Consider the following 12,668-nt stretch of genomic DNA (forward strand, 5'->3'; position numbering starts at 1 on the left):
AGATACATCATTAATGTTTTTGTATAAAGGCCATGGGATAAGTGATATCTCATGGCTATTTTGTAGTAGAGATTTAATTTTATTTTTTATAGTAACCTTAATTTAATACTTATGACTTACTATAAGGCCTATAAATCAAGGAAAATTGAAAGGAGATATATATTTGAAATTAACAGATAGATTATTAAAAATAGCATCATTGATATCATATGGTAAAAAAATAGCTGATATAGGAACTGACCATGGATATATACCAGTATATTTGTTAAAAGAGGGAAGAGTACCGTTTGCAGTATTGGCAGATGTTAATAAAGGACCTCTTGACAATGCACGCAAAGAGGTCATACAGAACAATCTTTTAGATAAGGTTGATTTACGATTGGGTTCTGGTATAGAGGTTCTTGAAATAGGGGAAATAGAAGAAGTAATAATTGCTGGAATGGGTGGAATTTTGATAAGTGAACTTCTTGAAGCTAAAAAACAAGTAGCACATAATGTAGAAAAATTTATACTACAGCCTATGCAAGCACAAGAAGAACTTAGACGTTATCTTTTGAATAATGGTTATGAAATCTTAGAAGAAGTTTTGGTAAGAGAAGATTTTAGGATATATGAAATAATAGTTGCCAAATACACAGGCAAAAATACTATAATAGAAGATGAGATATACTTTGAAACTGGAATAAAACTTTTAGAAAATAAGGATTCTCTTTTTAATGAATTTATAGAAAAAAAGATAAAGACATATAGTGCTATAGTTAATAAGCTACAAGGAATGAGTGGAGAAGTAATAGATAAAAAAAGGGAAGAGAGTAAAACTGCAATAAAAAAACTTGAAAATTTAATAAAATAAATTGGAGGTATGTATGTTATTAAAGAGTCTAACTAGAAAAATTGAAAAAAAGTATCCTCTAAACTTAGCTGAAGATTGGGATAATGTAGGTCTTATAGTTGGAGATTTTGATGTAGATGTAAAAAAAGTATTAGTATCTTTGGAAGCTAATGAAAATGTTATTGATGAAGCTATCTCAAAAAATATAGATTTAATTGTTACACATCATCCTTTTATATTTGGAAAAATCAATAAGATTAATAGTGCAGATTTAAAAGGTAGACTTATACAAAAACTTATTAAAAATGATATAGCACTTTATTCTATGCACACTAACTTTGACATAGCATTTGATGGTTTAAATGACTATTTTATGGAAATTATGGAATTTAGCAACTCAAAGGTTTTAGATATAACAGAAAGCGAGATTTTATATAAACTCGCAGTATATGTACCATGTAATTATTCAGATGAATTGAAAAGAGTTTTAAGTAATTCAGGAGCAGGTCATATAGGAAATTATAGTGATTGTACATTTTCAATAGAAGGTGAAGGACAATTTAAACCATTAAAAGGCTCTAATCCGTTTCTTGGAAGCATAAATGATATAGAAGTAGTAAATGAGGTTAAAATTGAAACTGTGGTGCCACAGAAGCTTTTAGGAGGGGTAATAAGTTCCATGTTGGATGCACATCCTTATGAAGAAGTTGCATATGATTTGTACAAGCTAGAAAATAAAGGCAAGACATTTGGCTTAGGTAGAGTAAGTAGACTTGATGAAAGTATGACATTAGAAAATCTTTCAAATAAAATAAAAGAGAAATTAAATATGAAACATATCAGAGTGGTTGGAAATCTTAATACAAATATAACGAAAGTAGCAGTTGTAACAGGGGCTGGTTCAGAGTTTGTAAAAAAAGCTAAGAGACAAGGAGCAGAAGTCTTAATAACTGGAGATGTAAAGTATCATGAGGCACAAGATGCACTTGATATAGGAATGTGTATAGTAGACTGTGGGCATTTTGATACAGAAGATATATTTAAAAACGTTATGAAGAGATTTTTGGATGAATTTAATGAAATAGAAGTAATAAAAAGTGATGTATATTTGAATCCATTTAGTATCATTTAGTCATTTAGTAGTATTTTATTATAAAAAATACTATACAAAAAATAAATTTGAATTTAATTAGGGGGATAAAGATGAAAGTAGCAGTAATTTTTCATAGTGTTTGTGGAAGTACATATTTATTAGCAAGAACATACAAAGAAGTACTTGAAGAAATGAATATAGAAGTAGATATGTTTAAAGTAAGTGATGAGGTTGCAAAAACACTTCTTCAGTATTATTTAATAAATTCAAAAGAATATAAAGATGAGTTTGAGAGTATAAATACAATTAAATCTGGAAAAGAATTGCTAGATTATGATGCTATATTTATGGGCTCACCAACATACTATGGAAATGTATCTGGTCCAATGAAGATGTTCATGGATAGCTTTTCTGATATTTGGGTAGGTGCTCCTTTGAGTGGAAAAATATTTGGTTGTTTTGCCACAGCAGGTTCACAACATGGAGGAGGAGAACTTTCTTTACAAGCAATGAATATATTTGCCCAACATATGGGAATGACTCTTTTATCAGTTCCATGTACAGTAAGAGGAGACAATCCAGCATATGGAATACTACATATAGCAGGAGATAACTCTGATATAAGACCAAGTGATGATGTTAAGCTTGGTATAAAAGATTATCTAAAAAGATTGAGTGTATAAGAATATCAAATTAAAGTACCTAAAAGTGGCTGTATAGCTACTTTTAGGTATATTAGTATATTTATTATAAGCGTGAAGCTTTACCAGAAATATGGTCAATTTCTATTTTAACTACAGTTGTTAAATTTATATCTTTCTCTATGTATTTCATGCCCTCTTCAAAAAATCCTTTAGAATATTTTTTTATGATTTCTACAAGAGCATTTTTCTTTTCCTCACCTTCTACAGTTGAAGCCTTTCCAAATACCACAGCACTAGAATACGTAGTGCTAAATTTGTCTGGAATAACATTTTCATTAGCAACTACTAAAAAAGAAACTTTGTTGTTGTTTGATATATTATCTAATTTATGACCATTTCTTGCACAATGGAAGTAAATAGAATCATTAAGGTACACATAGTTTACAGCAACTCCATAAGGATAGCCATTTTCAGATATAGTAGAAAAAGTACCAAATTCACCATTTTTTAATACTTCTACAGTATCTTCTTTTGTCATTTCTCTCTTTTTTAATCTCATTTCTCTAAACATAATATCATCCTTTCTAATTTTGATTATTAAATTAAATTTTAAAACATTTATAAAGATTATGCTATCCTTTTTACAAATTTAAAATAAAAATTAGAGTTGACAATTATAAAAATTTAGAATATTATAATAGCAACAGCAAATTAAAAATCCTATGACAAGGAAGAGTAATTATGTTTAGCTTCAACATAGAGAGCTGAGGAGGGTGGAATCTTAGCAAGAAGGGATATAGTGAATGGACCTTAGAGGAGTGAATTGAAATCATATTATTATGAGAGTAGACTTTATCGTCAGTCGCACGTTACAGCGAATAGGGTATGTAAGTACCTGATAATGAGATGTATAAGAATTAAACTTAGGGTTTATTTTTTATATAATTTAGGTGGCAACGCGGATAATCTCCGTCCTATTGATTTAGGACGGAGTTTTTTATTTTACAAAAACTCTTAAAAGAAAATATATAAATTTCAGAAAAAGGTGGTGAAAAAGATGTTATGAACTTTCAAAGCTAAAGAGGATGATTTAGAAAATTGGCAAAAAAATAAAATAAATATTAATAAAATTAGGGAGAATTATTACAATGAAAACGAATACAAAAAAATTAACTTTAAATGCAATACTTTTAGCTATGGGATTACTAATACATCAACTTACACCTGCTATAGGACTTCCAATGCAACCAGATATATCACTAGCAATGATGTTTATAATAATGATATTAAATAAAGAGGATTATAAGATTTGTCTAGTAGCAGGAATTGTGACAGGAATATTTGCAGCACTAACAACTAAATTTCCAGGTGGTCAGATTCCAAACATACTTGATAAAACTATTACAATAAATATAATGTTCATGATAATGTATGTAATTTATAAATTACCATTTATGAAAAACTTAAGTAATAAAAAGCAAGACTTAATAGTAGCTACAATAATATTTCCAATAGGAACTATTGTGAGTGGAACTGCATTTTTACTGTTTGCTCAAATGATAGTAGGTCTTCCTGGAGGTTCATTTATGGCATTGTTTATGGTTGCAGTAGTACCAGCAATACTAATAAATTTAATAGCTGGTTTACTGTTATTTAAGGTAGTAAGTATGTCTATAAGAAGGGTAAGTTATCAAGGTTAAATATTATGACTTACAATGATATTTAAAAAAATGAATAATGAAATAGTAAAGAGGTATCAAGTAAAATTTAATACTTAATACCTCTTTGTTTGTTAATTTTAACAATATTAAACACTACCTTATACATGATAAGGAGATAATAAAGAATGTATCTTTAAAGTCTCAACCAAACAGCAAAATTTATCTAACAAACATACAATTAATGCTTCTTTGTATTTAGGTGGCTTAATAGTAAGCGGCCACATATGTTTTAAAATGATATCAGTTTCCATTTCATTTATTTGAAAAAATAAATTTGCATTTTTTAGTGCTTCTTTAGGATGAGTAAATCCGTGTAATCCTTTTCTATCCCCTTTGTAATGCCAGTCATAAAGGAAAAAGTCGTGTAATAAAGCTCCTCTAATAACACTTTGAATATCAACATTTAGATGTAATTTTTTACATAATAAATAACTATAATATGCTACTGATAAACTATGTTCAAGACATGAAACATTGCCATGATGAGGAAATGTTCTCATAAGTTGTACTTGTTCTGAAGAAAGTATTTCAGAAGCACATTCATTAAAGTATTTGATTTCAGCTTTTGACAACATTATGCAAATCTCCATTTCTAGTAATATATAAATACTATATTTCAATGATAATATGAAATATTTCTTATCCTACAAAATATAATACCCAATAATACAAGTAAGATACCTTTTATGGTATTTAAAGTAAAAGAGATTTTATTAGGCTAAACAATGAAAAAATTAAAAGTAAAGCTATAGCAATATATATTATTTTTCCAATAGGATTTCCAAAATTTACAGTATACCCAATACCAAATCTCTTATCAACCATTAATGATGGGTCGTTTGGATTATTATATATAATGCCTGCTATCCAATGTTTTTCATCATCTTCTGGAGAATAGGACGAGTTAGACTTTAAATTTGGAGACTTAATATATGTTATTATTAAATAAATTATAACTAAAAATGTTACTATAATTATAGCAGTTGATAAATTTGTTTTTATTGATAAAAAAGCAGTAAAAAGTTGTATTGTCATTAAAATCATCAATATCAAAAATAAATAACCAATTTTGTTTAGATATTTAATGTTTTCAGCTCGACTTTCTTCAATTTTATTTGAATCTATTTTAATTCTTGACTTTATAGAACCAATAGAAGTTATATACAATAAAATGATTAAACAAAATGCAGTGCCTATTAATTTAAAAACATTAAAATATGATTTTTCCATAAAAGAATTAGGAGTTCCATTTATAGTCCAATTGATAGCAATTAAGTCTGGCAGTTGATTATAATTAAATACTATAAAAAGACTCATTCCAAAAGCAAGTAGTATTGGTATTAAATATAATATTTTAAACCTTTTTATTATTTTATTTTTTTTATTTAAGAAATCCATATCTACTATTAACTTTGAATCTATATCTATATGACCTTCTGTAGAATAAATTTCTGATTTAAACTTTTTAGCTTTATTATGAGTATAAATATATAATAGACTTTCATATAATAAAAATCCCATTATACCAATAAAATAAGAAAGTTCCAGTTTATTAAATGCAAGAACTAGGATAAAAATTAATATAAAGTCTATAATAAAACCTAAAGATAAAAGTTTTTTAAACTTCTTATCCAACATTATAAAGTTAGTATAGTTTTTGTGTTCTTGGTCTATAGAAACTCCATAAATATGTTTTTTACCTACTAAATAAGGCATGAAATAAAATGAAGCATACATCAAAATTAAAACTGGAAATATTGTAAATAAACATTCAATCTTACTCATGATATTTCACCTCGTATTTGTCAAATAAATTTGAACTTAGTGATAAAAATTCTTCTTTGCTGATACCTGATAAATAAGATTTTGCTACTAGAAGTTCTAAGTCAAGCTTATTTTTTTGACGAGTTGGATTTGCGGCTTTTATTGGTAATTCAGCAACAATAGCACCTTTTCTTCTATCAATATTTAAGAAGCCTTCTTCTTTTAACTCATTATAAGACTTATTTACTGTATGCAAATTTACACCAATATTTTCAGCCATACTTCTTACAGATGGAAGTGATTCGTTTATTTTCAATTCTCCTGAAGCTATAGCTTTAGTTATTTCTTCTTTAATTTGTACATAAATAGATTTATCACTATTAAAATCTAAATTTAAAACCATAAAAGACCTCCATTATGCTTTATAAATGAAAACGATTGTTATATATATAGTATAACATAAAAAATAATGTCAAACACAAAATATAAATTTATATTTTGTAAAAATTGTAATTTAAAAATAACATAATTTTTATCAAAATAATACAGATACTATCTATAGATAGAAATAAAAATTAGAAAGGAGAAAAAATATGTTAACATATTTAATTAAAAGACAAATGCATAAAAAAGATGATGGAATGAGTAAACCAATGATGTTTACAGGAGCAGTTCTTACAGGTGTGGGTGCATATGCTGTATATAAGATGGTAAAAAATCGTAAATCTAATTCTCAAATGGTTGATACAAATTATTATGGAAACAGTGATTATGATGACTATAAGTATGACGAATTTGATTATGACTGTAACTGTAGAGATAATAAACAGGATTATGAGTATGAAGAACTAAAAAAAAAGGTAAAAGAATTTAATTCAAGAAGAATAAACTGTGAAAATTGTCCACATGTTTCTCAGGAAGAAATGATGCAATATGTAAATAGTGTTAAAGATGTAAAGACTGATATTGATTTACATGAAGATGATAAAAAAGATAATATTTACAAAGAAGAAGAATACAAAAAGTATGATGAAGAATAAATTATATTCTAAATTGTTAAACAAATAGTTATGTTAGATTATTTAACATAAGGTTTCTAAAATGTAAGTTGTAGCTTAACTTGAAGAACTAGGTATTATTCTTAAGTGAGTTAAGTAACAACTTACATTTTTGTTTCTATAAGTTTTAACAACTCTTTGTGACTATTTTGTAATTATAGATATATTTTAGTATATAAGGTATTTGTGTATAATAAAAACTGTATAGGTAAATAATTTAAAATCAAAATGGAAAGAAAGGAAATAGCTATGTTAAAGTTATTGATAGTTGAAGATGATAGTACCATATCTTTTGGAATAAAATATGCCTTAGAGCAAGAAGGATTTAGTGTAGATATAGCAAAGAATTTATCAAGTGGAAAAGAAATGATTTCTTCTAATGAATATAGCATGATACTTTTGGATGTGACATTGCCAGATGGAACTGGTTATGAATTGTGTCAATATACAAGAGAATTCTCTCAAATTCCGATAATATTTTTGACTGCTTGTGATGAAGAAGTAAATATTGTAATGGGTCTTGATATGGGTGGAGATGATTATATAACAAAGCCTTTTAGAATTAGAGAATTAATATCTAGAATAAAAGCTGTTTTAAGAAGAAAAGGTAATACTTTAGAAGAAGCTAAGAAAATGCTCAAATTTGGAGATTTAAGTATATATACATTAGAAGCTAGAGTATATAAAAATGAAAAAGAAATATTTCTGACATCAGTTGAATATAAACTTCTTCTAATTCTTATACAGAACAAAAATACAGTTTTAAGCAGAACTCAAATATTGGAAAAACTTTGGGATGTAACGTATGATTTTGTAAATGATAATACTCTAACTGTTTATATAAAACGACTTAGAGAAAAAATAGGTGATGACTTATGTGAGCCAATCTACATAGAAACTGTAAGAGGCCTTGGTTATAAATGGATAGGAAGTGAAAATAATGTTTCTATATAATCCAGAAGTGAAGAGGTTTTTAAGTAAGTATATTGTTTTGATGTTTGTTGCTATTACTATATCTATTGGGCTTAGCATAATCAATATGGATATAACTAAAGGTATGATTGTAAAAAATAATCAAGCGATAATAGGAACACTGTCTAGCAAATATCCAAATTTAGAAAGAGAGATAGTGGATATAATAACTCAAGGAAAGTCTATAAGAAATATAGACTATGGAGAGAAAATATTAAGTAAGTATAATTACGATAAATCTATTAAAATAAACGCTGAGCCTATAATTTCTAAATTAGTTTTAGAGACTATAAAAACAAATATAATCTTGGTATGCATAATATTTATTCTAATATTTATATTGATTGCTAGTTATTTTAAGGTAATGTACAATGATTTATCAGATATGACTAAGTATGTTTACTATAGTTCAGAAGGAAAAGCATTTGATATGAAAAATAAAAATCAAGAAGGTCAGGTAGGTCTTTTAAAAACTGAACTATTAAAGATGACGACAATTCTTAATGAAAAGGTTGAACTTTTGAAATCAGAAAAAATATTTTTAAATAATACAATTTCTGACATATCACACCAATTAAAAACTCCTATGACTTCTTTAATAATGTTGAATGACTTGTTATATAATGATGTACCATATGAAGTAAAAATAGATTTCTTAGATAAGATAAAGAATCAGTTAAATAGGATGGATTGGCTAATTAAAAGCATGCTTAAACTATCAAAAGTAGAAGCAAAAGTGATAAAGTTTAAAAAAGATAAGATAAAATTTAGTGAACTTATACATAGAGCAATGCAACCAATGAAAATACCTATGGAAACTAAAAATCAAAAATTAACTATAGAAGGAAACGATAATGTATCCTATATTGGCGATATTGATTGGTCTGTGGAAGCATTAGTGAATATAATTAAAAATTGTATAGAACATACTCCTGAATTTGGAAATATAAGTATGACATATAAAGAAAATCCATTATTTTCTGAACTAATAATAAAAGATGATGGCGAGGGAATAGATAAAAAAGATATACCACATATATTTAAACGATTTTATAGAGGAAGAAGTAGTTCAAAAGAGGATAGTGTAGGTATAGGTCTTGCAATGTCAAAATCAATAATAGAAAGTCAAAATGGAGATATCTATGTAAATAGTGAAAAAGGCAAAGGGACAGAATTCCATATAATATTTCCTAAAATGTATGCTGATAATAGTGACTAATCTGTAATATTTAATTCACTTTGTAGTAATAGCTAAAGTCTAATATATGAAGTATAGAATATAAATATTGGAGGTAGCCATGGAAATTTTAAGAGTAGAAAATCTAACTAAAAGTTATGGTAAAAATGAGACAAAAGTTGATGCTATAAAAAATGTAAGCTTATCAATTGAAAAAGGTGAGTTTATAGCAATAACAGGGCCAAGTGGAAGTGGTAAAAGTACATTATTACATTTGCTAGGAGGTGTTGATAGACCTACTAGTGGTAAAGTTTATATAAATGATGTGGATATCTATAATTTAAAAATCAAAGATTTAGCAATATTTAGAAGAAGAAATATAGGTCTTATATATCAATTTTATAACTTAATTCCAGTCTTAACTGTAAAGGAAAACATATTGCTTCCAGCAGAACTTGATAATCGAGATATCGACAAAGAATATTTAAATGATTTGATGAAAACACTAGGTCTAAATGATAGAGAAAAGCATCTTCCAAACCAGTTATCAGGGGGACAGCAACAAAGAACTTCTATAGGACGTGCTTTGATTAATAGACCCTCTATAGTATTAGCAGATGAACCAACAGGTAATTTAGATAGTAAAAACTCGAAAGAAATACTAGAATTATTAAAATTATCAGTAAAGAAATACAATCAGACACTAATAATGATAACTCATGATAAAAACATAGCGCTTCAGGCTGACAGAATTATAGGTATAGAAGATGGAATTATAAAAAGTGATGAGGTGATGTAAATGAACTTATATACATCACTAACTATTAGATACTTAAAACAAAATAAAAGAAGAACTATTGTAACTATAATTGGGATAATACTTTCAACAGCTTTAATCTGTGGTATAGGAAATATATTTGAAAGTTTCATGGATTATCAAGTAAGAGAAACTATAAAGAATGATGGAAGTTTTCATGTTACATTCAATGATGTAAATAAAAAAGATATGGAATATGTAACAAAATCAGCTGAAATAGAAAAACATGCATTTACTAAGCAAATTGGATATTCTAAATTAGAAAATAGTGAAAATGCTATATTAAGTATAAAACAGTATGATAAAAATGCAATGGATGGATATAAAATTTCTATAGAAGAAGGTAGATTGCCATCTAAGGTTGGAGAAATTGTTCTAAGTGAAAATGTTATTAATCTTATGGATGATAAATTAAAAATAGGAGATGAGATAACCTTAAAAGTAGGAGACATGTTTGACTCAAATAAGAAAAAGATTGATAACAGGGTATTTCATGAGGGTGATTATATAGCGAACGAAAAGGAAAGAACTTTTAAACTTGTTGGTATAATTAAAAAACCTGGATTTGAGCTTTATGATGAAATTACAACTGCTATAACTTACTTTAATCCTGCAGTTAATTACAATGGCACAATGAACATCTCAGTAACAGTAAAAAATCCTAAAGATGTATATAAAATAAGTAAAAAAATAAGCAAAAACATATATCCAAATAAAGATGAAGAATCAGTTTCTGATATGGTAAAATACAATGAACATTTATTAAGATTACAAGGTGCTAGTAAGTATGCAAACATAAATAGCTCTATAAAGTCTATAATTGCAGTAGTGACTATTTTAGTAGTTATATGTACTATTGCTACAGTATATAACTCTTTTAGCATTTCTATAATTGAACGAAAAAAACAGTTTGGAATATTAAATTCTATAGGTACTACATCTAGCCAAATTAAAAAATTGGTCTTTATAGAAGGTATTATAATTAGTTTAATTGGAATACCAATAGGGCTAATATCTGGAACAATAGCTATAGACTTATTATTTAAAACTATAAATAGGTATTTTACAGAATCGATTGTTACACAGATGAGTTTACAAATAGTGTATAACCCAATAATAATTATTGTTAGTATAATAATAGTTTTATTTACAATATTTATATCAATTCTATTACCTGCAATAGCAGCTTCTAATATTTCTCCACTTGATATAATTAAAAACAGTGGAGACTATAAAGTACGAAAAGTCAAAGACTCAAAGCTTATTAAACTGATTTTTAAGACTGAAGGAGTACTTGCATATAAAAATATGAGAAGAAATAGAAAAAAATTCATAGTAACTCTTTTTTCTTTAATGATAAGTATAATAATATTTGTATCTTTTAGTGGATTTACGTTACTTTTGCTAAAAGGTGAAGAAATTAGAAATTCTCAAAAAAACTATGATTTATATTTAACTGCAAAGGGTACAGCTAGACCTATTGATGATGTTATAAGTACATTACAGGAGATTCCTGGAATAAAAAACTTTGAATTAGCAACAGGTCAGTCTATGTCTATAAGAGTAAGTGAAAATAAAATAAATAAATCCAATGAAGATTTAATTAAGGATTATTGTGAACAGTATAAGAATGGAGATAGTTATGAATACGACTTTATAAATAATGAATTAAGGTTTCCAGGAGAATTTTCAATAAAAAATAAAACAAATAATTTAATAAAAGGTTCTTTTGATAAGGAAAAAGCAATTAAAGAAAATGGTGTGATTCTAGTTAGAAAAAGTTACTTTGAATCTAGAGGTAAGAAAGGTATCGTGGAGTTAACTAATTACAAAGTTGGAGATACAGTAAATTGTGAATATCTTGATGACAATGGTTCAAGTAAAAAAATGAAGATTAAAATTCTTGCTATAACTGATGAAGAACGTCTAGGAATGGGTTATCAAAATATGGGCTTGCAATTTATAACTTATGATGAAGTTGCTAAAAATTTAGGTTTAAAATTAAATAGAAGTCTTATATTTATAGATTCAGAAGGAGATGTTCAGACTAAGAAGAGAGTAGAATCTTTAGCTGATAAAAATAATTTTAACTTCCATGATGAAAGTGCAGGAGAAGAAGAAAAACAAAATCTAAAAGTTGTCAAAATATTTGTATATGGCTTTATAGCAGTTATATCTCTAGTAAGTGTTACAAATATACTAAATACAGTAAGTACAAGTATAAATCTAAGAAAAAGAGAACTTGCGATAATACAATCTATAGGGGTTACTCCTAAAGGATTTAGGAAAATGATATATTTAGAAAGTTTTATATATGGTATATTGTCTTTATTATTTGGAATACCAATTGGTATTGGTATGACTCTAGTTATGAATAAACTTATTTCAGGTGTGCTTGAGTTTTCTCCTGTTATACCATGGGCAGCAATAGCTATATGTATAGTAAGTGTTTTTATAATAACTTTTATAGCAGCTTATATACCAATGAGTAAATTGAACAAAGAAAATATAATAGATAATATAAGAAGAGAAAGTATCTAAATATAAAAGTAATTTTTATTTATATAAAATATTATTAAAATCGTTTAAT

At 26.7% G+C, this 12,668-nt stretch carries 13 protein-coding genes and 1 other annotated feature; of the genes, 9 read left to right on the plus strand and 4 right to left on the minus strand.

Annotated elements, in window-relative coordinates; translation table 11 throughout:
- Positions 1-163 precede the first annotated feature (163 nt).
- From ACTG45_RS07580 to ACTG45_RS07590, 3 genes are all read left to right on the plus strand, one after another.
- Positions 164-853, plus strand: a complete 690-nt coding sequence (locus ACTG45_RS07580; protein ID WP_479920100.1) for a tRNA (adenine(22)-N(1))-methyltransferase — start codon at positions 164-166, stop codon at positions 851-853.
- A gap of 13 nt (positions 854-866) precedes the next feature.
- A complete protein-coding gene (locus ACTG45_RS07585) occupies positions 867-1,964 on the plus strand; it encodes a Nif3-like dinuclear metal center hexameric protein (protein WP_479920101.1) in 1,098 nt (365 codons plus the stop codon).
- Positions 1,965-2,035: 71 nt separating this feature from the next.
- Complete coding sequence (locus ACTG45_RS07590) at positions 2,036-2,608, plus strand: flavodoxin family protein (RefSeq protein WP_021384193.1); 573 nt, start codon at positions 2,036-2,038, stop codon at positions 2,606-2,608.
- Positions 2,609-2,672: 64 nt separating this feature from the next.
- Here the strand turns inward: ACTG45_RS07590 and ACTG45_RS07595 are convergent, their stop codons facing one another.
- The gene (locus ACTG45_RS07595) at positions 2,673-3,140 is read right to left on the minus strand and encodes a pyridoxamine 5'-phosphate oxidase family protein (protein ID WP_021384199.1); all 468 of its coding nucleotides are present in this window, start codon (positions 3,138-3,140) and stop codon (positions 2,673-2,675) included.
- 142 nt (positions 3,141-3,282) lie between these two features.
- Positions 3,283-3,549, plus strand: a binding site (T-box leader).
- Between the two features lie 168 nt (positions 3,550-3,717).
- Between ACTG45_RS07595 and ACTG45_RS07600 the strand changes: the two genes are divergently transcribed.
- A complete protein-coding gene (locus tag ACTG45_RS07600) occupies positions 3,718-4,269 on the plus strand; it encodes a tryptophan transporter (RefSeq protein ID WP_479918513.1) in 552 nt (183 codons plus the stop codon).
- 119 nt (positions 4,270-4,388) lie between these two features.
- Here the strand turns inward: ACTG45_RS07600 and ACTG45_RS07605 are convergent, their stop codons facing one another.
- The 3 genes from ACTG45_RS07605 to ACTG45_RS07615 all read right to left on the minus strand — a co-directional run bounded on the left by ACTG45_RS07605 (position 4,389) and on the right by ACTG45_RS07615 (position 6,457).
- Complete coding sequence (locus ACTG45_RS07605; protein ID WP_021384205.1) at positions 4,389-4,865, minus strand: HD domain-containing protein; 477 nt, start codon at positions 4,863-4,865, stop codon at positions 4,389-4,391.
- Between the two features lie 118 nt (positions 4,866-4,983).
- Complete coding sequence (locus ACTG45_RS07610) at positions 4,984-6,075, minus strand: DUF5808 domain-containing protein (protein ID WP_021384188.1); 1,092 nt, start codon at positions 6,073-6,075, stop codon at positions 4,984-4,986.
- Positions 6,068-6,457 carry a GntR family transcriptional regulator gene (locus ACTG45_RS07615; protein WP_021384190.1) on the minus strand — a complete coding sequence of 130 codons (390 nt, stop codon included), beginning with the start codon at positions 6,455-6,457 and terminating at the stop codon, positions 6,068-6,070. The genes ACTG45_RS07610 and ACTG45_RS07615 overlap by 8 nt, the downstream gene beginning before the upstream one ends.
- A gap of 190 nt (positions 6,458-6,647) precedes the next feature.
- Here ACTG45_RS07615 and ACTG45_RS07620 point away from each other — a divergent pair, with 190 nt between their 5' ends.
- The 5 genes from ACTG45_RS07620 to ACTG45_RS07640 all read left to right on the plus strand — a co-directional run bounded on the left by ACTG45_RS07620 (position 6,648) and on the right by ACTG45_RS07640 (position 12,619).
- Complete coding sequence (locus tag ACTG45_RS07620; protein WP_021384216.1) at positions 6,648-7,094, plus strand: hypothetical protein; 447 nt, start codon at positions 6,648-6,650, stop codon at positions 7,092-7,094.
- A gap of 267 nt (positions 7,095-7,361) precedes the next feature.
- Entirely contained in the window at positions 7,362-8,066 is a 705-nt protein-coding gene (locus ACTG45_RS07625) for a response regulator transcription factor (RefSeq protein ID WP_021384175.1), read from the plus strand.
- Positions 8,053-9,303, plus strand: coding sequence for a sensor histidine kinase (locus ACTG45_RS07630; protein WP_479920102.1), 1,251 nt, complete (start codon positions 8,053-8,055; stop codon positions 9,301-9,303). Before ACTG45_RS07625 ends, ACTG45_RS07630 begins: the two co-directional genes overlap by 14 nt.
- Positions 9,304-9,382: 79 nt before the next feature.
- On the plus strand, positions 9,383-10,060 hold the full coding sequence (locus tag ACTG45_RS07635; RefSeq protein WP_479920103.1) for an ABC transporter ATP-binding protein: 678 nt from the start codon (positions 9,383-9,385) through the stop codon (positions 10,058-10,060).
- Entirely contained in the window at positions 10,061-12,619 is a 2,559-nt protein-coding gene (locus ACTG45_RS07640; protein WP_479920104.1) for an ABC transporter permease, read from the plus strand.
- The last annotated feature ends 49 nt before the right edge of the window (positions 12,620-12,668 follow it).

The sequence above is a fragment of the Clostridioides sp. LIBA-7602 genome (genome assembly GCF_056688945.1).

What these genes read in the sequence shown, in the direction of transcription:
- ACTG45_RS07615 (WP_021384190.1), bottom strand. Translation starts at nt 6,457, where the DNA reads ATGGTTTTAAATTTAGATTTTAATAGTGATAAATCTATTTATGTACAA.
- ACTG45_RS07595 (WP_021384199.1), bottom strand. Translation starts at nt 3,140, where the DNA reads ATGTTTAGAGAAATGAGATTAAAAAAGAGAGAAATGACAAAAGAAGAT.
- ACTG45_RS07635 (WP_479920103.1), top strand. Translation starts at nt 9,383, where the DNA reads ATGGAAATTTTAAGAGTAGAAAATCTAACTAAAAGTTATGGTAAAAAT.
- ACTG45_RS07630 (WP_479920102.1), top strand. Translation starts at nt 8,053, where the DNA reads ATGTTTCTATATAATCCAGAAGTGAAGAGGTTTTTAAGTAAGTATATT.
- ACTG45_RS07640 (WP_479920104.1), top strand. Translation starts at nt 10,061, where the DNA reads ATGAACTTATATACATCACTAACTATTAGATACTTAAAACAAAATAAA.
- ACTG45_RS07585 (WP_479920101.1), top strand. Translation starts at nt 867, where the DNA reads ATGTTATTAAAGAGTCTAACTAGAAAAATTGAAAAAAAGTATCCTCTA.
- ACTG45_RS07590 (WP_021384193.1), top strand. Translation starts at nt 2,036, where the DNA reads ATGAAAGTAGCAGTAATTTTTCATAGTGTTTGTGGAAGTACATATTTA.
- ACTG45_RS07600 (WP_479918513.1), top strand. Translation starts at nt 3,718, where the DNA reads ATGAAAACGAATACAAAAAAATTAACTTTAAATGCAATACTTTTAGCT.
- ACTG45_RS07625 (WP_021384175.1), top strand. Translation starts at nt 7,362, where the DNA reads ATGTTAAAGTTATTGATAGTTGAAGATGATAGTACCATATCTTTTGGA.
- ACTG45_RS07605 (WP_021384205.1), bottom strand. Translation starts at nt 4,865, where the DNA reads ATGTTGTCAAAAGCTGAAATCAAATACTTTAATGAATGTGCTTCTGAA.
- ACTG45_RS07620 (WP_021384216.1), top strand. Translation starts at nt 6,648, where the DNA reads ATGTTAACATATTTAATTAAAAGACAAATGCATAAAAAAGATGATGGA.
- ACTG45_RS07610 (WP_021384188.1), bottom strand. Translation starts at nt 6,075, where the DNA reads ATGAGTAAGATTGAATGTTTATTTACAATATTTCCAGTTTTAATTTTG.